This window comes from Sorangium sp. So ce426 (genome assembly GCF_051475585.1).
GTDB classification, from domain to species: Bacteria; Myxococcota_A; Polyangia; order Polyangiales; family Polyangiaceae; genus Sorangium; species Sorangium cellulosum_B.
Genome location: NZ_CP150341.1, coordinates 9,812,667 through 9,833,187, shown reverse-complemented (window position 1 = coordinate 9,833,187; position 20,521 = coordinate 9,812,667). Strand labels below are relative to the sequence as shown.

The 20,521-nt window shown below is 72.7% G+C and carries 16 protein-coding genes; 4 read left to right on the top strand and 12 right to left on the bottom strand.

The window, feature by feature from the left end; translation table 11 throughout:
• Positions 1-279 precede the first annotated feature (279 nt).
• From WMF44_RS36805 to WMF44_RS36795, 3 genes are all read right to left on the bottom strand, one after another.
• Complete coding sequence (locus WMF44_RS36805; RefSeq protein ID WP_437294716.1) at positions 280-1,488, bottom strand: YcbK family protein; 1,209 nt, start codon at positions 1,486-1,488, stop codon at positions 280-282.
• Between the two features lie 316 nt (positions 1,489-1,804).
• Positions 1,805-2,803: an L-threonylcarbamoyladenylate synthase gene (locus tag WMF44_RS36800; protein WP_437294715.1), complete on the bottom strand. Its 999-nt coding sequence runs from the start codon at positions 2,801-2,803 to the stop codon at positions 1,805-1,807.
• A gap of 223 nt (positions 2,804-3,026) precedes the next feature.
• Positions 3,027-4,946 (bottom strand): ATP-binding protein, encoded by a 1,920-nt coding sequence (locus tag WMF44_RS36795; RefSeq protein ID WP_437294714.1) that lies wholly within the window; start codon positions 4,944-4,946, stop codon positions 3,027-3,029.
• A gap of 700 nt (positions 4,947-5,646) precedes the next feature.
• On the opposite strand from WMF44_RS36795, the gene WMF44_RS36790 reads away from it, so the two are divergent.
• Positions 5,647-6,486, top strand: a complete 840-nt coding sequence (locus tag WMF44_RS36790) for a hypothetical protein (protein WP_437294713.1) — start codon at positions 5,647-5,649, stop codon at positions 6,484-6,486.
• A gap of 123 nt (positions 6,487-6,609) precedes the next feature.
• On the opposite strand, the gene WMF44_RS36785 is transcribed toward WMF44_RS36790, so the two are convergent.
• The 3 genes from WMF44_RS36785 to dnaB are packed head-to-tail and all read right to left on the bottom strand — an operon-like array spanning position 6,610 to position 11,405.
• On the bottom strand, positions 6,610-9,414 hold the full coding sequence (locus tag WMF44_RS36785) for a hypothetical protein (protein WP_437294712.1): 2,805 nt from the start codon (positions 9,412-9,414) through the stop codon (positions 6,610-6,612).
• A 44-nt stretch (positions 9,415-9,458) separates the two neighbouring features.
• Entirely contained in the window at positions 9,459-9,887 is a 429-nt protein-coding gene (locus WMF44_RS36780; RefSeq protein WP_437294711.1) for a hypothetical protein, read from the bottom strand.
• Between the two features lie 15 nt (positions 9,888-9,902).
• A complete protein-coding gene (gene dnaB, locus WMF44_RS36775; RefSeq protein ID WP_437294710.1) occupies positions 9,903-11,405 on the bottom strand; it encodes a replicative DNA helicase in 1,503 nt (500 codons plus the stop codon).
• Positions 11,406-11,910: 505 nt separating this feature from the next.
• Between dnaB and WMF44_RS36770 the strand changes: the two genes are divergently transcribed.
• Positions 11,911-12,831: a PfkB family carbohydrate kinase gene (locus tag WMF44_RS36770; protein WP_437294709.1), complete on the top strand. Its 921-nt coding sequence runs from the start codon at positions 11,911-11,913 to the stop codon at positions 12,829-12,831.
• Positions 12,832-13,010: 179 nt separating this feature from the next.
• On the opposite strand, the gene rplI is transcribed toward WMF44_RS36770, so the two are convergent.
• From rplI to WMF44_RS36740, 6 genes are all read right to left on the bottom strand, one after another.
• Positions 13,011-13,463: a 50S ribosomal protein L9 gene (gene rplI / locus WMF44_RS36765; protein WP_012239547.1), complete on the bottom strand. Its 453-nt coding sequence runs from the start codon at positions 13,461-13,463 to the stop codon at positions 13,011-13,013.
• Between the two features lie 10 nt (positions 13,464-13,473).
• Positions 13,474-13,794, bottom strand: coding sequence for a 30S ribosomal protein S18 (gene rpsR, locus WMF44_RS36760; RefSeq protein ID WP_272104372.1), 321 nt, complete (start codon positions 13,792-13,794; stop codon positions 13,474-13,476).
• A 3-nt stretch (positions 13,795-13,797) separates the two neighbouring features.
• Positions 13,798-14,337 (bottom strand): 30S ribosomal protein S6, encoded by a 540-nt coding sequence (gene rpsF, locus WMF44_RS36755; RefSeq protein ID WP_437294708.1) that lies wholly within the window; start codon positions 14,335-14,337, stop codon positions 13,798-13,800.
• 108 nt (positions 14,338-14,445) lie between these two features.
• Positions 14,446-15,117, bottom strand: a complete 672-nt coding sequence (gene pth / locus WMF44_RS36750) for an aminoacyl-tRNA hydrolase (RefSeq protein ID WP_437294707.1) — start codon at positions 15,115-15,117, stop codon at positions 14,446-14,448.
• A 124-nt stretch (positions 15,118-15,241) separates the two neighbouring features.
• A complete protein-coding gene (locus tag WMF44_RS36745) occupies positions 15,242-15,925 on the bottom strand; it encodes a 50S ribosomal protein L25/general stress protein Ctc (RefSeq protein WP_437294706.1) in 684 nt (227 codons plus the stop codon).
• 213 nt (positions 15,926-16,138) lie between these two features.
• Positions 16,139-17,101, bottom strand: coding sequence for a ribose-phosphate pyrophosphokinase (locus WMF44_RS36740; protein WP_044966563.1), 963 nt, complete (start codon positions 17,099-17,101; stop codon positions 16,139-16,141).
• 155 nt (positions 17,102-17,256) lie between these two features.
• On the opposite strand from WMF44_RS36740, the gene ribF reads away from it, so the two are divergent.
• Together ribF and WMF44_RS36730 are read left to right on the top strand one after the other, a co-directional pair.
• Positions 17,257-18,258 carry a riboflavin biosynthesis protein RibF gene (gene ribF / locus WMF44_RS36735; protein ID WP_437294705.1) on the top strand — a complete coding sequence of 334 codons (1,002 nt, stop codon included), beginning with the start codon at positions 17,257-17,259 and terminating at the stop codon, positions 18,256-18,258.
• A gap of 49 nt (positions 18,259-18,307) precedes the next feature.
• The gene (locus tag WMF44_RS36730; RefSeq protein ID WP_437294704.1) at positions 18,308-20,467 is read left to right on the top strand and encodes a hypothetical protein; all 2,160 of its coding nucleotides are present in this window, start codon (positions 18,308-18,310) and stop codon (positions 20,465-20,467) included.
• Positions 20,468-20,521 lie beyond the last annotated feature (54 nt).

Below are 20,521 nucleotides of genomic sequence, written 5' to 3'. Positions count from 1 at the left end.
TTCGCACCCTTTTTCTCCAGGGCGACCGCGGGGCGGCCTTGGCCGCCGGAGGTGCGGGGGACAGATCTCGGCTCGCCGAGCTCCGCCCCCGTCTCGCGTCGCGCGCCCAGGGGGAAGACGCCAAGCTTAACACCGATCTCGGGGAGGCAAGTCACCGCGCCCCGAGGCGCGCCGCATCATCCGGAACGGGAGCGCGCATCCGGAACGAGAGCGCGCGGCGGAGCAGCCGGTCGCGCCGGTGGACGTGCGAGGTGCGAGGGCGACCGCGGGGAGGCGACGTCAGCGAGGCGTGGCCCCGCCGGAGCGCGCGCCCTGCGCGCTTCCCCAGGAGAGCCCGCCGCTCTCGACGACGCCGGGCCAGGAGTCGACGTATTCCGACGGCTCGCCGGGGCCGGAGATGTCGATCCAGAAGACGCGCCCGGCGCCTGGGCGGCGCACGTCGACATGGACGAACTTGCTGTTCGGGTAGAACCCGCAGCCCACGTCGTCGAGCGTGCGGCAGAACTGAAACAGCGCGGTGTTCGGGACGCCCCTCACGAGGATGTCCATGGCGCGCCCTTCGGCGTGCTGGCTGTGGTGGGTGCCGGAGCTCGGCTTGCGCGCGGCCGGCGCGTCGCGCGTCGTCGGCGCCCGCGGCCTGTACCCGCTGAAGATGTAGAGCCCGCGGCGCGGGAAGGCGTCGGCGATCTGCTGGAGCAGCCAGAGCAGGCGTGGGTGGACGAGGCGGACCTGGGGCACCCACTCGAGCGCCCGCTGCCATGTGTCGGCGTCGGGCTCGTCGGGGAGCTCTGCGCCCGGGTCGGGCGCGTCGGGAGGACGGGCCATGATCGACAGCCGATCCAGCGCGCCGGGCGCGACGGAGCCGTCGCAGCGCACGAGCTCGAAGGCGTCGTGCTGGCCGCCGTACCGGGCGAACTGGACCGGGCCTCTGCGGCAACGCCAGTCGACCGGCTGCTTCTTCGGCGGATCCCAGAGCAGATCGAAGCCGTTCGACGAGAGGCTCGGCCCCGTTGTCGCGAGCACCGGCGGGCCGAGGATCGGATCGAGCTGGCGGAACCACGCCGGCGCGACCGGATCGAGGTGGAGGGTGCCGGGCGGCTCGAAGGGGGTGAAGGGGGACCAGGCGCTCGCGAACGCCGTGGAGCCGAGGGCGGGGGAGGCGAGCGCGTGCTCGCCGAGCGCGTGCTCGCCGAGCGCGTCCGGCCGCGCGCTGCCCCAGGCGAGCTGCCACCACGGCTGCTGCCGCCATTTCCCGTAGGCGCTGCTCAGGTAGAGCCGGAACGGCCCGGGGCGCTCGACGGCGGCGTTGTGGAAGGCGCGGAGGAGCGGCAGCTCCGGCGCGACCGTCTCGTTCAGGTTGAAGCTTGCGCGCTTCGGCGGCTCGTCGAGCAGGCTGGCGCCGGCGCGCTGGGGGGCGGCGACGAGCGATGCAGCGAGGCCGAGGGTGGTCGCGAGGCTGAGGACGGCGGCGCGGGACGTTGCCGGCATGGGATCGATGAGGGGCGCGGGTCGAGCGAGGAAGGTAGCTCACCCAGCGGGCGGGCGACCCTGATTTGCCACAAACCGCCAGCTTGGGGGATGAAAACACACCCGCCGGGGGGAACCTTGGGCGTTAACCAAGCCTCGCGCCGCGTTCTCCTACATCCGAACGTTTACGTGGTCGTGGTCGTGGTCGTGGTCGTGGTCGTCAACGATAGGCCGTGAACGACCACGACCACGTAAACGTTCACGACCATGTTCACGTCCACGTTGACGTTGGTGACCCGATGGGCGGGCTTCGTGCCCTGAGCGTGCTGGCGCTCGTTCAGGGCGCCGCGGAGGCGCGCGTCAGCCTGTCGCGCACCGCGTCCCACGCGGGATCCTCGGGCACGGCGGCGATGACGATCACGTCGCAGCCGGCGTCCTCGAGCCGGTGCAGCGCGGCGTAGAGCGCCGCGGCATAGCCGGCGGGATCGCCGGGGAGGAGCTCGGCGTGCGGCCCGGTCGCGGTTCGGCGGCCGTGCTCGACGGCGCCGGCGCGCGACCCGGCCTGCGCGGCGCGAGCGAGCTCGCCGCGGACGGCCTGCGCGGGGACCAGCGCGACCTGCGCGCGGGGGGCGTAATGGCGCGCGTGGGTCCCCGGGGACGGGGCGCGCTCGGCCGGGGCGGTGATCAGCCCGGCGGTCATCTGGAGCGGCGCGAGCGGCACGAGCGCGGCGATGGCCTCGGCCGTGACGTGCCCCGGGCGGAGCACCCGCGCCGGCGAGCGCGTGACGTCGACGATGGTGGACTCGATGCCGACGGCGGTCGGCCCGCCGTCGAGGATCGCGTCGATGCGCCCGCCGAGGCTCTTCTCGACGTGCTCGGCGGTGGTCGGCGAGATCTCGGTGGAGCGGTTGGCGCTCGGCGCGGCGATCGGCAGCCCGACCGCGTCGAGCAGGGCGCGCGCGACCGGGTGGACGGGGACGCGGATCGCGACCGTCGGCCCGCCGGCGGCGACAACGTCGGCGACGCGGTCGGGCCGGCGCGCGACGATCAGGGTGAGGGGCCCCGGCCACATGGCCTGCGCGAGCCGCTCCGCGTCCGGCGGCCAGCCGTCCGCGAGGGCGCGGGCGGACGCGACATCGGGGACGTGGACGATCAGCGGGTTGCCGGGCGGCCTCCCCTTCGCCTCGAAGATGCCCTGCGCCGCGCGCGCGTCGTCGGCGCGCGCGCCGAGGCCGTACACGGTCTCCGTGGGGAAGGCGACGAGCCCCCCGCGGCGGAGGATCTCGGCGGCCCGTGCGATGGATGCCGCGTCAGCGGCGAGCCGCTCGGTTCGCATGCGCCGCGGTCCATGTTGCCCGGGCGCGCGGGAGGCAAACGAAAACCGACGCGCGCTGTGCAGGCCGCTGGGCGCGCGGTGCGGGCGCCGTCGCGCTCACGGCTCGGCCGTGCGGCCGGCCGCCGGGACCGTGCTCGCGGCGGCGATGAGCTTCTTCACCAGCTCGGGGACGCCGGCCAGCCAGTCGTAACCCACGGTCAGCGTCGCGTCGGTCTCGCACGCCTCAGGCGCGCTTCCGGCGCCCTGCTGTCGGCGGGAAGAGCGACGAGAGCTCCAGAATCGGAATCACTCGCTCTCGTCCGTTCACCTCATGGACAATCTCATGCGTGTCGAGCGGGGGCACGAGCGCGCTCTTTGCCCGCTTCCGTAGCCTGCCGATCCCTGCGGAGCTCTCCTCGTAGATGTCTCCGACCCGTCCGACCGACCAGCAGATGATGACGTCGATCGCTTCGAAGAAGTGATGTATGGGGTTGTTCGCTGATACGTCCAGCTTGAACTCCACCCGGACATGCGCTTTCTTGTCGCTCAGCAGCCTCGGCTCCCTGAGCTTGCCGATCGCGTCGACGCCCTCTGTCGCGTCGTACTCGATGATGTGGATCGGCATCTCGAAGCGCCCGGAGATCAGCCCGTACACATAGAAGAGCTCCTGCTCCGAGCGTGGAGCCTTGAGGAGGAGGGAGTGATCCTCGCCGAGCTCGGGCAGCCCTCTGACCTCCATCGGATCGATGCCATCCTTCTTCGAGCTCAGGCCGATCCATTGCTCCACATCGTCGAGCCGCTTCGCCATCTGGGCGATCTCTCGGTCCTTGCGCCGCTCGAGGGGCGCGCTCTTCAGTCGCTCCACCCACTCCCGGAAGCTCGCCTGCCGCAGCGCCTGCTCGAGCACGGCCACGAGCGCATCCTCGATCTTCGCCTCGAGGCTCGCCTTGTTGGAGACGTCGTTCCGGTTGGCGGTCAGGCGGAAGCTCTGGTGGTTGATGAACACCTTCCAATTTCGCAGGTTGGTGATCTCGAACCGTAGCCTGGAGGACGCGGCTCGATCGAGCGCCTTGCGCAGCAGATCGTTCCGCTGGGTGATGGGGATGAAGTCTCGGCACAGCCAGAGGCCGAAGCGCTGCTCGAAGCCGTAGATGCCGGGATGCCCCGACCACATCGCCTCCATATAGGTCTGGAGCTGGCGGCGATGCCCCTCGACGCGCGCCACGATGGCGATCCCGTCCTCGGTCGTCCAGTTGGCGGGCGAGGTGAGCCGGATGGCGCTCGTGTCGTCGCGCACCCGGGTCGCGCCGACGGTGCTCTCGTAGGTGTCTGCGAAGCGGTGGCCATAGGCGAGCAGCCCGGGCTGGCTCCTGAACTCGTCGATGTCGTCCTTCCAGGCCAGCAAGAACTCCTTGTCCCGGTTCGTCGGTCCCAGGCCGATGGGGTAGTATGCCTTTTCCCCGTTGGTCCGGAGTCGGACCTCGATCGGACGGATCTCGCTGTCCTGCGGCCGCAGGTCGTCGAGCATCGGATCCTGCGTGGCGATAGCCCGGTGGAAATCAACTCGCCTATCGTAGAGCCCGGAGCGGATGTCTCCCACGGCGGTGAACCAGTCACAGTAGGATTCCACCCTCGTCCGGTTGAGCAGCTCGGCCCGATCCTCGAAACGAACTTGCTCGATGAGGATGATCGTGCCGGTCGCCTCCTGGAGCCCGATCTCCTCGATCTCCTGGTAAAGGAGATCTTCGGGCCCCAGCGCGTGCTCGGGAATATCAGCTTCGGCCCTCTCGAATGGCATGTCGAGCGTGGTTGCGCACCAGGCATCGGAAGGGCTGGTGCGAGTGGCGACCGAGAGCCGTCGGCAGTCGAAGAAGAGCTTGGTTCCATGCCCTTTGTACCCGATCGGCTGCGTCGACGTCGGTTTCGCCGACGCTCCAACGCCCCAGAACGCCTCCAGGCGCTCTCTGTCCATGCCCTCGCCGTCGTCGGCGATGGTGACCGTCACCTCGTTGCGCTGGTCCTTGGCCGTCTTCACCCAGACCCGCTCCGCGCCGTGATCTTTCGCGTTCGAGAGCGCTTCGCGAAGGATCTCCAGCGCGCTCACCTTGTTCTCGGCGAGCTCGCGAACGAGGTTCCGGATGTCGAAGTTGCGGCGGATGGCCATGCGAGCTCCTCGTGAGCGCCCGATCCTCGGGCGATGTGCACACGACTCCATCCACAAGTCCCCGGCTATGGACGCCAGGCGGAGCGCCTGAGCAGGTCGAACGTCCCAGACCTTCGCTCGTCGACCATCTCGGGCGTGCCGAAGCGCAGCGGCTATCGCGCCTTCGACAAACCGCGCCGAGCTGTTTCGCTGCACCTCTGCCGTCGACGTGCCCGGCGTGCAAAGGCTGGATGAAGCTCGTCACCATGATCACCGAGGCAAGGAGCATCGCCCGCTTCGTCGCCGCGCTCCGCGAGCCGGTCGGCGTACCAGGCACGCGCTGCTCATTGGATCAACCGATGTGCTGCCGAGGCGTCTCGACCCCTCCGGCCGCTCGTTCGGAGGCCCCCCGCGTGGTCTCGACCCATCGCGAGGCTCCTCTTGAGCCGATGGCCTGGTCGAGACCACGCCGTTTGTATGAAAAGATCCATTTCTTTCGATCGGGACCTGTTCCCGGGCCGAAAAGATCCTCCGCGCTCGATCGCGACCTGTCCGCGGCCTCGCGACGAGCGCCAGCGCTGGTCGTGACCTCCGGGACAGCATCTTTTTGACCGGCCGGGTCGGTCCTGCGCCGTCGCGAACCGGCGGGTCGCTTGACGGGCTCTGCAGCTCCGCGATCTCCTGGCCGGACGCTGTACCCCGGTCAAGGAGGTCTTACGCGATGTTGAAGCACCTGATGATCGAAGAGATGGTCGCGCTCGTGTCCCCGTGGGTCGAGAACGCGCAGCGGAAGCGGCTGTTCCTCTCGATCCCCGAGATCGCCGGCCTGCACCCGAAGGCGGTCGCGGCCCACGACGCCGTGCTCGCGGTGCGCCCGACCAAGGCGGGGCCGTCGGGCGAGATGAACGCCTTGAACGATGAGCTCGCGCGGATCGACGAGCGCCACGATCACCTCGCCAAGGCCGTCTGCTGGGGCATCGACGCGCACCGCGAGCACTGCCTCGGAGAGGACCCTCCGGACAGGGAGCGCGCCGCGACCTGCGACCAGGTGCAGCCGAAGCTGTTCCCGAAGGGGCTCACCATCATCAAGGCCTCGCCGACCGCGGAGGCGGGCAACACCGCGCGTGTCGCCCGGCTCCTCGACGAGGAGCCGTCGATCGGCGAGTTCCTGAAGGGGATCCCGGCGCCCGGGAAGACGACGCTGCTCCACACGGCGCAGCGGTGGATTACGACGGGCAAGGAGCTCGAGGCGATCGAGCACCGGCGGGACGAGCTCGCCGCGAAGGAGAAGACGGCGCCGGTGACCAAGGCGACGATCGCGGCGGCGCGCAGCCAGTGGTTCCGGGTCGTGTCCGCGGTGCTCTCCAACCTGGAGCTCTCCGACGCGCCCATCGAGGCGATCGAGACGATCCGCGGGCCCGTGCTGAAGGCCTCGGAGCGGGCCGGCAAGCGGTACGGCGGGGCGCCCGCGGGCCAGGGGTCGAGCGGGCGGGAGACGGAGGAACCGGCGGTGGGTGAAGAAGAGGGACAGGAGGCGGCGCGAGGGGCGGCGAGCTCGTGAGCTGAGCCGACCCCGGCGAGCGCCGCGCGAGGTCAGCTGCCGGCCGGCTCGCAGCAACGCGTGCTGCCCTCCTTCCCACGGGGCTGCGCTGCCGTGCCCGGCGCGCCACGGAGCTCGCCGCGCTCACGGCGCCGCGGCGCGGCCGAGGGAGCGGCCGTCGCCGTCGGCGTCGATCCAGAGCGGCGCCGTCATCGCGAACGGGAGGATCTCGCCCGGGTCCCCGGCGAGCACCGGCTCGAGCGGGCGACGCCCCCGGACGATCGCGACGACGAAGGTGTCCTCGGCGACGGAGATCGCGCCGCGCGCGCCCTGCGCGGGCCCGCGGTCGCCGCGCGCCGCGCCGGCGCGCGCGTCGGGCCGCGGCGGTCGTCGCCCGCCGCCGGCCCCGAGGACGATGGGGATCGCGATCTCGTCGAGGAGCGCGCCCGCGGGCGTCGTGCGCGCGCCCTCCAGCGGGATCGGCGCGCCGCTCGCGACGCCGCCGACGAGCACGTGGAGCTCGCGCGCGTCGACCCACGGGGCGCGCTCGACGCGGATCGAGAGCGACAGCGGCCCGCCGCGGGACCCGCGCCGCACCGAGGCGACGCCGCCCTGGCGGGTGTCGCCGAGGCGCATCGTCACGAACGGGCCGTTCGTGATCACGACGTCGCGACGGCGCCGCAAGCCCGCGACGAGATCGGCCACGTCGAGCCGGCCCGGATCATCGTCGGCCACGGCGACGTACGTGCGCGGATAACCCGCCTCCGCGCCGCGCAGCCCGTGGCTGTCGCTCGTCGCCGTCGGCGTGACCGGGCGGGACGCGCGGAGCAACACCCAGAGCTCCTCGAGCGCGCGGTCCCGCGCGGCCGCGTCACGCCCGGTCCAGACCTCGACGGCATCGGCGCCGTCTCCGACGATCTGCGCGAGCAGGCTCGGGCCCTGATCCGGCGCGGCCTGCGGCGCCCCGGATCCGTGCAGCGGTGAGCCGCCGCCGTGCTGCCGGCTCACCTGGACGACGCGCTCGCCGGGCAGCGCGCGCACCTCGCGGAGGATCTCGCTCGCTGTCTCGTCGACCCACCGCAGCGCGCCCTCGCGGGGCGCGGCCGCCTCCCCGCCGAGCGGGAACACGCCGAGGCTCCCGAGCCCGGCGCCGCTCCGGCCGCTCGTGAGCTCCACGCCCGGGAGCATGCGCAGCCGCGCCTCGAGGCGCAGGGCGGCGACGTCCCGCTGGAGATCCGAGGCGAGGTTGTGCTCGCTCGCCACCGCGCACTCCACGCCTTCCGCCGCGTTCCAGACGAGCCGCGCGGCCGAGGAGACGCCCGCGTCGGCGCTCCGCGCCGTGTGCTGCCGGAGGTCGCAGGCGATGTAGCCCGACGTGTCGACCACCCGCTCCAGCGTGAGATCGAGCCGCGACGTTCCGCCGTCCGCGATGTCGACCGTCGCCTCGGCGAGCGCGTACTCGGGCCCGCGCGAGGCGACGACCCGGACTCGCCCAGGGGGAAGGGCGGCATCGAGCTCGCCCAGGAGCGCGAGCCGGGGCGGCGAGAGGGCCTTGCCGGTCGCGGCGTCGAAGAGGCTGACCTTCGCCGGCGCGAGCGGACCGAGGGGATCGGGGTCCGCGGCGGGCGCGGAGGCGCCGCCCTCGTGCACCCCGAGGTAGAGCCGGCCGGCGCCGGAGAGCGTGAGCCGCACGGGGGCGATCTCGCCAGCGCGGATCCGGATCCGCGCGCCCCCCAGCGCGCGGCGGCCGCTCCCTTCGAAGCCGACGAGGTAGAGGCCGGGCGGCGCCTCGGCGGCGAGCGGCGCGCCATCGCTGGTTCGCAGCCACAGATCGAGCGCGGCGGCGGGCGGCGCGGCGCCGTCCTCGGCCTCGGCGATCGGCGTCAACGTCGCCTTGCCGGCGAGGGGCGGGAGCGGCGCGCCGCGGCCGTCCACGAGCTCGAGCGCGACGCCGCCGGGCGCGCCGCCGCCGAGAAAGAAGAGCTCCGTCGCGACGGCGAGCGCGTCGCCGCGCGGCGCGATCGCGAGGATCCGCTGGTACGCGGCGCGCCCGCCGGGCGGCAGCGCGGCCTGCCGAGCGAACGTCACGTCGCTGAAGCCTTCGCCGCTCCGCGCGCGGACCGCCGCGCCGTCCACCGGGGCGAGCGCGTACGCGACGCCGGCCCCGACGCCGGCCAGGTACGGCGCCTCGTGCTCGCCGCGGAGCCCCGGCGCCATGCCGGGCGCGACGTGCTCCGCCGCGCCCCAGTGGACGACGTCGCCGAGGTCGAGCGCCTCGACCGGGCGGTCGCCGTCGTTCCGGAGCGACGTCGTGATCATGACCGCCCGGTCGCGCGGCCGGAGCGTGTAGCGGGTGGTGACGGAGAGCGCGCCGCCGGCGAGATCGCGCCTGCGCACCTCGCCGCGCGCCTCGATCCAGGCGGCGCCGTCCTCGCCGCCGCCCGTCGTGATGTCGCGGTAGATCACCTGCCGCGGCGGCGCGCCGAGCCGCGTGACGATCTGCCCGAGCTCGTCGCGGCGCGCCCGCGCGTCCGCCGCGTCGACGAGGTTGCCGCCGCTCTCGGCGAGGCCAGCCCCGGGGCCGGGCTGATCGACGACCACGGCGATCTCGTCGTTCTCGAGCACGTAGTCGCCGGGCCGCCCCGCCGCGAGCGGACCGGAGAGCGCGTCCGCGGGCCCCGCGATCCGCCGGACGCGCGCCGGCCGCGCGGCGCCGCCGTCCGTCGGGCAGAGATCACCCTGCTCCGCGCCGCCGCGGCCCCACCGGCAGAGCATGCCGAGGCGCTCGACAGCGCCGGAGGACACGACGACGCTGCCGCCCTGCACGGGCGGCGCGCAGGTCGCGGAAGCGAGCGCGAGCGCGAAGAGGCGCGCCGCGCGGAGGGCGCGGCGCGCCGCGCGCCCCGCGGGGCTTCTGGGGGTGCGGGGGCACTCGGGCGAGCGGGTCATCGATCCTCTTCCGACTCCGATGCGCGGCCGCGGCGCGCCTTGGGTCAGGAGCGCTCGGTGGCGAGGACGAAGAGGGCGGCGAGCCCCAGGCCGACGCCGAGCGCGCGGCGCGCGGTGAACACCTCGCCGAAGAGCAGCGGCGCGAAGAGCGCGGCGATCGCGATGCCGCCGGCGAACACGATCGGCCCCGTCGCGGTCACCGGACCGCCGATGCGGAGCGCCATGAAGGTGAGCGTCGCGACGCCGCTGATGCACAGGCCGGCGGCGCAGGCCCAGAGCACCCCCTGGGCCGTCGGAGGCGTCTCCGCGCCAGGGCGGATGAGGAGGAAGACGAGGATCCCGACGGCCGCCGTGCCCTCGAGGCACAGCGCGCCAAGGACGTCTCCGATCCGGCCTGCCGCCGCGCGCAGCATCAGGTAGTGACCGGCCATGCAGAGCGCGGCGAGGAGGGCAGGGACGTACCAGGCGGTCATGTCGTGCGTCGCAGCCTACTCGTCGTCGACCATCTCCGGGTAGTCGCCCGGCGCGAGGTTGTCGAACCGGGTGCACGACGAGGTGAACCGCGTGAGCACCTTGCCCGTCGGCCCGTTGCGCTGCTTGGCGACGATGATCTCGGCGATGCCTTTGTGGTTGGTCGTCTCCGGGTTGTAGTACTCGTCGCGGTAAATGAAGATGATGTTGTCGGCGTCCTGCTCGATGGCGCCCGACTCGCGGAGGTCCGACAGCTGAGGGCGCTTGTCCTTGGTGGTCCGGGTCTCGACGGCGCGGTTCAGCTGGGAGAGCGCGATGACCGCCACCTTGAGCTCCTTCGCGAGCTGCTTGAGCCCGCGGGAGATCTCGCTGATCTCCTGCTCGCGGCTGGCCACGCCGTCCCGGCCCTTCATGAGCTGCAGGTAGTCGATGACGACGAGCCCGATGCGCCGCCCCGAGCTGCCGTCGCTGGGCGGCCGGTCGTACTCGGCCTGGATGCGCCGCACCTTGGCGCGCAGCTCGAGGAGCGTGATGGCCGGCGTGTCGTCGATCCAGATGGGCAGCGTGGACAGGAACGAGGCGGCCTCGGTCAGGCGGCGCCAGTCGTCGGGCTGGAGGAAGCCCTGGCGGAGCTTGCCGACGTCGACGCGCCCCTCGCTGCAGACCATACGTGTCGCGAGCTGCTCGCGGGGCATCTCGAGCGAGAAGACGGCGGCGCCGAAGCCGGGGTCGTGCCGCTCGACGCCGTGCCCCGACTGGTCCGGCCCGGGGGAGCTCACCGTGCGCGGCGACGCCACGTTCACGGCGAGGTTGAGGACGAACGACGTCTTGCCCATGCCGGGGCGGGCGGCGATGATCGAGAGGTCGCCGTCGTGCAGGCCCGCCGTCTTGGCGTCGAGCTTCTCGTACCCGGTCGAGATGCCGGTGATCCGGTCGCCGCGCTCGGCGGCGGCGGTGATCTGCTCGAACGCGGCCTTGAGCACCTGGGCGATCGGCTGGGTCGCCGTCCCCTGGGGCGTGCGCGCGAGCTGGTAGACCGCCTGCTCGGCGCCGTCGATGAACTCCTGCACCACCCCGACGTCGCCGTACCCCTCGGCCGCGACGCGCTGGCACGTGGCGATGAGCTGCCGCACGCGCCATTTCTCGTAGACGACCCGCGCGTGCGCCGCGACGTGCGCGACCGCGGGCGTCGCGTCCGCGAGCTGGGCGAGGTACGCCGCGCCGCCCACCTGGGCGAGGCGCTCCCGGTCGCGCAGCCACGACGCGACCGAGACGATGTCGATGGGCGTGCCGGCGGCCGCGAGCTCCTGCGCGGCCTCATAGACGCGGCTGTTCGCCTCGCTGTAGAAGTGGTCCGCCTTCAGGATCTCGAGCACCCGATCGAGCGCGTCGCGGTGCAGCAGGATGGCGGAGAGCACCGCCGCCTCGGCGTCGAGGTCGTGCGGCGGCACGCGTCCGGCGACGATGGGAGGCTCGATCCTCTGAGGCCGCTGGCCCCGGCGCTCCATCATTCTCATCATCCGTGCTTCTCCTCCCCACCGATTCCCCCCATCCCGCCCCGAGCTTTTCCACAGGTGCCGAAATGGGCGACGCCCCGGAGGGGAAACGTTCCTCCGGGGCGTCGGGTGCAGGGTCGGTTTCCGTCTACCAGAACATGGGCAGCCCTGAGAAGGGTTTCTGTTTGCATTGCAGTGAGCGTTCGTGCGGTCGGCATCCCAATGCAGGTTCCACGTCGAGGGGGCGCTCTTCCATGATCGGAGGCATCTTCGGAGGCTTGCTCGGAAGCAGGCTCGAAGGCTCGCTCGGACGCTTTCGCGGAGGCCTCCTCGGCGGTCGTTGCCGTGGGGCCTCGCGGCGAGGCGCTGCCGCCGGCGAGGTATGGAAATTGAGCAACCCCGGTCTCATCGCCATTTCTTTTCGCGCTTGACTCAGCTGCGATGACGCTTCGCGCCTCGGCGTGAGCCATCGCGGGGAGCCGCCATTGTGGATCACAAAACACGCCATACAAGGATTGAGCCCGCCGAGGTGGTCTGCGTCGGTGAAGCGCTGTGGGATCTCTATGCGCCCGAAGGCATTCCGCTCGAGCAAGCGAAATTGCTGCGCCGTGTGCCGGGGGGCGGGGCGGTGAACACCGCGACGGCGCTCGTCCGGCTCGGGATACGCTCGGGGCTGTGCGCCGCGCTGGGCGATGACGCGATGGGGCGCGGGCTGAGGGACGAGGTCGCGGCGGCCGGCGTCGACGTGGGACGGCTCTCGCTGAGCGCGGCGCGCACAGGCCTCATGCTCGTGGCGATCGAGCGCGGCGAGGCGCGCTTCGCCGGGTACAGGCAGGGCGAGAGCGAGGCGCAGGCGCTCGCTCTAGCGCTGCCGGAACGATGGCAGACCCGGGTCGTGCACTTCACCGGGATCGCGCCGGTGCGCGGGGCGAGCGGCGCGCTCGCGCGGGCGGCCGCGAGCGCTCGCCGCGAAGGGTGCGCCGTCGCGGTCGACGTCAACGCGCGCCCGCGGATGTGGCCGCGCGCCGAGCGCGCCGCGTCCGTTCCCGGCGCGGAGGCCGGCGCCGCGCCGGTTTCCGGCGCAGGCGTGCGCGGCTGCTTCCGCCTGTTCGGGCAGGCGGACCTCGTGAAGTGCAGCGCCGGCGATCTCGACGTGCTGGGGACGACGGCGCGCGCGCTCCGCGAGCGCCTCCGCCCCGAGGCGACGCTGGTCGTCACCGATGGCGCGCGGGAGACGCTCCTGCTCGGCCCCGGGGGCGAGCGCGCCGTCGCGCCGCGCCCGGTGCGCCCGCACGATCCGACGGGCGCGGGCGACGCCTTCTGCGCCGGGATGCTGGCGAGCCTCGTCTGGGAGGAGCGAGCGCGGTGGGGGGACGGGGCGCTCATGCTGCGCGCGGTGGCGCGGGGGCACGACGTCGCGCGGGCGTGGGTGAGGCGGAAGCGCGGCTGAAGGGGCGCGGGGGCGCGGCCGAACGAGGCGCGGGGGCGCGGCCGAACGAGGCGCGGGGGCGCGGCCGAACGAGGTGCGGGGGCGCGGCCGAAGGAGGCGCGCGGGGGCGGCTGGAGAGGGGAGGGGAAGCGCGGGAGCGCCGCGGGAGCGCGGGCCCTGCCGCGCTCCCTGGCGCCGCGCTACTTGGCGGCGACCGTGACCTCGACCGACGCCGTGATGGACGGGGCGAGGCGGATCACGACGGGGTGGGCGCCGAGCGACTTGATCGCGTCGGTCTCGATGCGGCGCCGGTCGACGCTGAAGCCCTGCGCGGCGAGCGCCTCTTCGATGTCGCGCGCCGTGACCGAGCCGTACAGCTTGTCGCCCTCGCCGACCGGGCGGCTGATCGTGAGCTTGACCTGGTTGAGCTTGGACGCGAGCTGCTCCGCCTCGGAGCGCGTCTTGGCGGCGCGCGACTCGGCGACCCGCTTCTCGTGCTCGATGCGGGACACGTTCTCGGCGGTGGCGCCCACCGCGAGGCCGCGCGGGATGAGGTAGTTGCGCGCGAAGCCGGGGCGAACCTTCACGAGCTCGCCGCTCTTGCCGACGTTGTGGAGGTCCTCCGTGAGGACCACATGGATGTGGGTTGCCATGATCGACCTCCTACGCCGTGACGGTGAACGGCAAGAGCGCGATGTTGCGCGCGCGCTTGATCGAGAGGGTCACCTTGCGCTGGTGGCGCGCGCAGTTGCCGCTGATGCGGCGCGGGACGACCTTGCCGCGCTCCGAGATGAAGTACTTGAGCGCCTGCGGGTCCTTGTAGTCGATGACCAGCGCCTTGTCCGCGCAGTAGCGGCAGACGCGCTTCCGGCCCGTGCGGCGGCGCCCGGGGGCGTCGGCGTTCAGGTCGGGCGTGCGCCCGAAGTCGCGATCGTCGTAGTCAGCGCCGCCGTTGCGGCCCATGTCACTGTTGCGGCCGTTCATAGCTCAGCTCTCCTCCTCGTCGGCGGCGCCTTCCGCCTCAGCCTCTTCGGCATCGTCGAGATCGCCCGCCGGGGCCTGCTCGGAGCTCCGGTCGATGCGGCGCTCCGGCTCGATCAGGCCGAGCTGGCGCTCGCGCGAATCGTCGCGGTCGTCCTCCAGCGGCGTGAGCTCGAGGCGCTCGAACTTCACGTCCTCGTCGGCGATCGTGACGCCCTCGACCTCGACGTCGTTGCGCACGAGCACCGTCTGGTACTTCAGCACGCCGTCGGAGAGGCGCAGGTTGCGCTCGACCTCGGAGACGACCTTCCCGCCCCCGAGGTACTTCAGGTACACGTAAACGCCGCGGCGGTGCTTGGCGATGTCGTACGCGAGGCGGCGGCGCCCCCACGTCTCGACCTTGGTCAGCCGGCCCGACTCGCGCCCGACGACCTCGGCGAGGCGCGACCCGATCCGCTCGGCGCCGTCGGCGTCGATGTCAGGTCGCAGGATGTAGATCGTTTCGTATTCTCTGGCGCGCCCGGGCGCCGTTACCTGTCGGCTCATTCAGTCTTCCCTCTCGGCCAATGGCCCCGGGGCGGCGCCCCGGAGCGAGGAAAGGAACAGCCTGTCGAGCGACGCACCGGCGAGCTCGGCAGGCTGTCCCGTAGAGGATCAGGGCTTCTGCGTCGGGGGGAGGGGACCCTTCCCTTCCTTCGCGGCGGGGGCTGGATCCGTCGACCCATCCCCCTCGCCCTTCTGCCTCTTGCCCGGCTTGGGCCGGGTGTTTCGGACGTTCATCGCGGCCTCGAAGCCGCGGGCGGCGACTTCTAGCACACTTTGGACAGCTTGCTTCAAGCAGTCGGGCAGGCTCGCGCGCTCGACGGCGTCGAACCCCGACAGGACGTAATCCGCGACCTCGCCCCGGAAACCCGCAGGCGGCCGTCCCACCCCGAGGCGGACGCGCCCGAAGTCGCCCGTCCCGCCGTGCGAGATGATCGAGCGAAGCCCGTTGTGCCCCGCGTGCCCGCCGCCGACCTTGAGGCGAACCGTGCCGAACGGCAGGTCGAGCTCGTCGTGGAGCACGATCAGCTCGGAGGGCGCGACCTTGAAGAAGGCCATCGCCGGCTGCACGCTGCGCCCCGACTCGTTCATGTAGGTCATCGGCTTGAGCAGGATCGCCTGCTGCCCGGCGATCTCTGCCCGCGCGTGGACGCCCGAGAACTTCTCGCGGAACGGATCCGCCCGGACCTCGTCGGCCAGCGCGTCGATGGCCATGAAGCCGACGTTGTGCCGGTGAGCAGCGTATTCCTTGCCCGGGTTCCCCAGGCCGACCACGAGCAGCATGACGAGCTGGTTCTGCTGAGTCCCTGGAATGGGGGAGGTGAGGCAGGCGAAGCAGGTGAGGCGGCGGGCAGGGCGGGCCGCGCGCGCCTCGCTGTGCGGAGGCGCGAGGCGGCCCGCTCCCGGATTACTTCTTGTCCTTCTTGTCGGCCGCGGGGGCCGCGCCCTTCGCGGGGGCAGCCGCGCCGGCGGCCGGCGCAGCGGCCGCGGCAGGCGCGCCGGCGGCGGGCTTCGCCTCTTCCTCGGGGCCAGCCTTCTCGGGCGCGTTGACGACGGCGATCGTCTGGTCGTCCGCGAGGAGCGTCTTCACGCCCTCCGGCAGCTTCAGCCCGCTGGCCTTGTACGAGTCGCCCAGGTCGAGCTCGGTCACGTCGATCTCGATGAACGACGGGATCTTCTCCGGCAGGCAGCGCACGGGGATCGTGCGGAAGATCTGCTGGAGCACGCCGCCGGTGACCACGCCCTTCGGCTTGCCCACGCAGCGGAAGGGGATCTGCACGTCGACGGGCTGGTCGAGCTTCACCTGGATGAAGTCGGCGTGGACGAGCTCCCGCGAGATGGGGTGGTAGTCGTAGTCGCGCACCATGACGGTGAGCGTCTGGCCGTTCTCGATGGCCAGCTCGACCACGGAGTTCTTGCCGTGGTCGGAGCCGAGCACCTGAAGGAGCGCCTTCGGCGAGATGGCGACCGACTGCGGCGCGAGCTCGCGCCCGTAGGCGATGGCGGGAATCTGTCCGGCGCGGCGCAGGCGGCTCGACGCGCTCTTGCCGCTATCCTCGCGCCTCGTGGCGTTGAGCTTGATGATGTCCATGACGACGGCTCCAGAAGTGATCCAGGGGTCCGCGGTGCGCGGCTCCACCCCGGCGTAGGGTGCGGCGCTATAGCAGAACGGAGAAGAGGAAGTCGAGCCTTCGTCGCCGGAGGGCGCGTTTTGTGTCTTTTGTGAGTTCTTTGGTGTGTCCTGGCGAGGGGGCGCGGGCGACCTGCGTCGCCGTGCGTCCCGCCGCCGAACGCGCGCGGCCGGTCAGACGAAGAGCGAGCTCACCGAGTCCGAGTGATGGATGCGGCGGATCGCCTCGGCGAGCAGCCGCGCCACCGAGACGACCTTGAATTTACCGGAGGCCCTCGCCTCGTCCGAGAGCGGGATCGAGTTCGTCACAACGACCTCGGTGAGGGGCGAGTCCTTGATGCGCTCGACCGCCGGCCCGGACAGGACCGGGTGCGTGGCGCAGGCGGCGACGCTCCTGGCGCCCTGCTTCATCAGGGCGTTGGCGGCGTTCACCAGGGTGCCGGCGGTGTCGATGAGGTCGTCGAGGATGAGGCAGTCCTTGCCGGCCACCTCGCCGATGATGTTCATGACCTCGCTCTCGTTCGCCCGCTCGCGGCGCTTGTCGATGATCGCGAGCGTGCCCTGGAGGCGCTTCGAGTAGGCGCGGGCCCGCTCCACGCCGCCCGCGTCCGGGGAGACGATGACCACGTCCTTGCCGTAGTGCTCGCGGAGGTGGTGCTCCAGCAGCGCCGGCATCGCGAACAGGTGGTCGAACGGGATGTTGAAGAACCCCTGGATCTGACCGGCGTGCAGGTCGAGCGCGACGATCCGGTTCACCCCGGCGGCGACGATGAGGTCGGCGACGAGCTTCGAGGTGATCGGCGTCCGCGGCGCGACCTTCCGGTCCTGCCTGGCATAGCCGTAGTAGGGGATGACCGCCGTGATGGAGCCGGCCGAGGCGCGGCGGAGCGCGTCGACCATGATCAGGAGCTCCATCACGCTGTCGTTGACCGGCGAGCAGGTGGGCTGCACGACGTAGGTGTCGACGCCTCGGACGTTCTCCTGGATGACGCAGAACGTCTCGCCGTCCGAGAAGCGCGACACGCGCGACTTCCCCATCGGTTGCTCCAGGACCTGACAGATTTCCTGGGTAAGGGGGAAATTGGCGTTGCCGGAGAAGATACTGACTCTCTTGAACACGGCGCGCCTCCAGCCCATTTCGGGGAGCGCGGCTCTATCAGTCGGACATGGGCACGTCAAGCGACTCTGTACAGCGATCGCTTGGCTGTACGTGCGTATCGTGACGGGCGGCGCTGCTCTCGCCTGCGTCCACCCGCATTTCGTTCGGCGCTGCTTCGGGTTAGGTAGCGGCCGTGGAGTCTTTCGCTGCCGCCGCTTCCGGGCAGGGCGGGCGCGCCGCGGCCGGGCCGCGGGGCAGCCTGGTGATCATCGGCAATTTCGACGGCGTTCATCTGGGGCACCAGGCGCTGCTCGCCGACGCGGCGCTGGACGCGGAGCGGCGGGGGCTCGAGCCGGTGGCGCTCACGTTCGCCCCGCACCCCGCGAGCGTCCTCGGCCGGACCCCACCGGCGACGCTGACGGCGCTGCCGCGCAAGATCGAGCTCATCCAGCGCGTGCAGCCGGCGATACGGGTCGACGCGGTGACGTTCGACCGCGCGTTCGCGGCCCAGACGCCGGAGGAGTTCGTGCGGCGCGTGCTGCTCGATCGGCTCGCGGCGCGCGTGGTGCTGGTCGGCGCGAACTTCCGGTTCGGCCGCGGGCGCGCCGGGGACTTCACGACGCTCGGGCGCCTCGGCGAGGATCTCGGCTTCGAGACGCGATCGCACCCGCTCGTCGGCGACGCCGAGGGGGCGTGGTCGAGCACCCGCGTCCGAGCGGCCATCGCGCGCGGGGATCTCGAGTCGGCCGAGCGGATGCTGTCGCGCCCGCACATGCTGTCCGGCGTCGTCGCGCAGGGGGCGAGGCGGGGCAGGACGATCGGCTTCCCCACCTGCAACATCGACGAGATCGAGGAGGCGCTCCCGCCGTTCGGCGTGTACGCGACGCTCGTCGATCGGGTGACCCCGTCGGGGCGCGCGGTCGCGCTCGCGCGCGGCGTGGCCAACCTGGGCGTCCGCCCGACGGTCGAGGCGTCGAGGCAGGCGCGCCCGAACCTCGAGGTGCACCTCTTCGACGTCGATGAGGATCTCTACGGCGCGGCGCTGCGCGTGCACCTGATCGCCCGGCTGCGCGAGGAGCGGCGGTTCTCCGGGCTGCCGGAGCTCAAGGCGCAGATCGCGCGAGACGCCGAGGCGGCGCGCGCGCGGCTCGCGTCGAGCAGCGCGGATCCGGCGGCGGAGGGGGCGTTTCGCTGAGCGGTCCGGCGAGGGTGAGCGAGCGTCGGATGTGGTAGCGTCGGCGGCGATGGAGCGCCGGGAGCTCGACGGGCTGACGCGGGAGGAGCTGATAGCGCGCGCCGAGGGGCTCGGGGTGCCGCGGCCGCGCCTGCTCACGAAGGTCGAGCTCATCGACGAGATCGTGGCGCGCACCGCGCAGAGCGAGCCGGAGCGGGCCCGCCTCCGCGGCTTCCTCGGGCGGGCGCGCGATCTGCTCTCGCGCGTGGTCGAGCGGGGCCTGCACATGCCGGAGACCGCGCGCGCGCTGCGCGGCGAGGCGCCGCCGGAGCAGTGGCCGCCGCCCCCGCCCCCGCCGCCGCCGCGGTCCACCACGACGCTCGCCGAGATCTATGCGTCCCAGGGGCACACGGACCGCGCCATCGCGATGCTCGACGAGATCCTCGCGCGAGCGCCGGAGGACGAGGACGCGCGGCGGCTCCGGGAGAGGCTGATCGAGAGCGCGGCACGCGGGCAGGGGGCAGGCGTGGAAGCGCGGGACGCGGACGCGGAGGATGCGGACGCGGAGGACGCAGCCGCGGAGAATGCGGACGCGGAGGATGCGGGCGCGGAGGAGGCAGCCGCGGAGGATGCGGGTGCAGCCGCGGAGGATGCGGGCGCGGAGGATGCGGGTGCAGCCGCGGAGGATGCGGGCGCGGAGGGCGCGGACGCGGAGGACGCGGACGCAGCCGCCGCGGAGGCTTCCCCTGCTCCGATCGCACGAGACGATGGCGCGACCGAGCCAAGCGGGGCCGCCATCGCGAGCGAGCACCAGGGGGAGCCCGGACCCGTCGCCGGAGCGCCTGGCGGCGTTCCGGTGCAGCCTCCGCGAGATCCTTCGCCTGCAGGTGCCGGAGCGACGGCGTCGCCCGTCGCCGCAGGGGAGGTGCTGGGTCTTGCGGCGGCCTTGCGCGACGAGCGGGCGGAGCTCCCGGCGCGGTACGACGTCGACGAGATCGTCGGCATCGCGGTCGATCACGAGACGATCTACCTCTACTGGGAAGTGCGCCCCAGGACGCTCGCGCGAGCGCGGGCGCGTCGCCCGGAAGGGCAGCTCGCGATCCGCGTCGTCGCGGTGCTCCCGAGCTGGGAGCGGCCCGTGGTCGAGCAGCGGGATCTCGCCATCGACGCGCTCTTCGGGGACATGTTCGTGCGCGACATCCCGTCCGGCGCGAACCTCCGCATGTGCACGGGCTGGCTCGCCGGCGAGGTGTTCGAGCCTTTCGCGGTCGGCCTCGAGGTCGCTGTGCCACGCGCGTTGCCGGCCTCGCCGAGATCGCCCTCGGAGGAGTCGCCGGTCTCTGCGCCAGCGCTGACGGGTGAGACCTCGGGTGAGCCACCGGCCTCTGCGCCAGCGCTGGCGGGCGAGACCTCGGAGGAGCCGCCGGCCTCTGCGCCGGAGCTGACGAGCGAGATCACGCAGGGCAGCCCTACCGCGGCGATGAACGTCGCGGAGCGGCACCTCGAGGGCGGCGTCGGCGATGCGGCATCCCCGGCGCTGATTGCCGCGGGGACGCCGTCCCTGTCGATCCCCGGCACCAGCGGAGAGCACGGCGAGCCTGTCGTCGTGGTCGGCGCGAGCGGAGGCCCGGTGACCACGGCTCTGCTGGCGCCGAGCGCGCCGGTCGCCAGCGGTGACGCAGAGGTCGAGGCGGCTGCGGCGGCGATGGTCACGAGCAGCGACGTGGAGCCTGCTGCGCCGGCCGCGATCGGCGGCGTGGCCGCCGAGGCTGTCCGAGCAGCCGCGCCCCACGACCTCGAGGCGGCCGCGGCTGGGCGCAGCGCGACGCCCGTCGCGGAGCCGACGCTCGCGTTGCCCGATCAGGCGCCGGCGCGCTTCTCCTCGGGAACGGCGCCGACGCCGGAGGCGATCGCGCAGGCGGTCGCGGCGACCCGCGGCGGGGCGAGCGAGGGACCAGCCCGCTTCCCGTCAGGAACGGCGCCGACGCCGGAGGCGATCGCGCAGGCGGTCGCGGCGACCCGCGGCGGTTCGAGCGAGCTGCTCCGAGGAGGCGGCGGGAGCGCGGGACCTCACGCCAGCGAGGCGCTCCGGCGCACGAGCGCGGAGCGGGGCCTCTCCCCGGGCGGCGGGCCGCGCCCTGGCGCGGATCGGGTCCGATCCCTCGGCGGTGGAGCGGAGCTCTGGCGGAGCTTCGCCACCCGGGCGCGCCCGCCTTCCCGGGGCCGCTGAGCGACCTGGTCGACCCGCCGCACGCAACTCGGGACGCGCGGCGGTCGACCCACC

Coding starts and splice junctions, on each gene's coding strand:
- WMF44_RS36805 (WP_437294716.1), bottom strand. CDS start 1,488: ATGCCGGCAACGTCCCGCGCCGCCGTCCTCAGCCTCGCGACCACCCTC.
- WMF44_RS36800 (WP_437294715.1), bottom strand. CDS start 2,803: ATGCGAACCGAGCGGCTCGCCGCTGACGCGGCATCCATCGCACGGGCC.
- WMF44_RS36795 (WP_437294714.1), bottom strand. CDS start 4,946: ATGGCCATCCGCCGCAACTTCGACATCCGGAACCTCGTTCGCGAGCTC.
- WMF44_RS36790 (WP_437294713.1), top strand. CDS start 5,647: ATGTTGAAGCACCTGATGATCGAAGAGATGGTCGCGCTCGTGTCCCCG.
- WMF44_RS36785 (WP_437294712.1), bottom strand. CDS start 9,414: ATGACCCGCTCGCCCGAGTGCCCCCGCACCCCCAGAAGCCCCGCGGGG.
- WMF44_RS36780 (WP_437294711.1), bottom strand. CDS start 9,887: ATGACCGCCTGGTACGTCCCTGCCCTCCTCGCCGCGCTCTGCATGGCC.
- dnaB (WP_437294710.1), bottom strand. CDS start 11,405: ATGATGAGAATGATGGAGCGCCGGGGCCAGCGGCCTCAGAGGATCGAG.
- rplI (WP_012239547.1), bottom strand. CDS start 13,463: ATGGCAACCCACATCCATGTGGTCCTCACGGAGGACCTCCACAACGTC.
- rpsR (WP_272104372.1), bottom strand. CDS start 13,794: ATGAACGGCCGCAACAGTGACATGGGCCGCAACGGCGGCGCTGACTAC.
- rpsF (WP_437294708.1), bottom strand. CDS start 14,337: ATGAGCCGACAGGTAACGGCGCCCGGGCGCGCCAGAGAATACGAAACG.
- pth (WP_437294707.1), bottom strand. CDS start 15,117: ATGCTGCTCGTGGTCGGCCTGGGGAACCCGGGCAAGGAATACGCTGCT.
- WMF44_RS36745 (WP_437294706.1), bottom strand. CDS start 15,925: ATGGACATCATCAAGCTCAACGCCACGAGGCGCGAGGATAGCGGCAAG.
- WMF44_RS36740 (WP_044966563.1), bottom strand. CDS start 17,101: ATGGGCTGGAGGCGCGCCGTGTTCAAGAGAGTCAGTATCTTCTCCGGC.
- WMF44_RS36730 (WP_437294704.1), top strand. CDS start 18,308: ATGGAGCGCCGGGAGCTCGACGGGCTGACGCGGGAGGAGCTGATAGCG.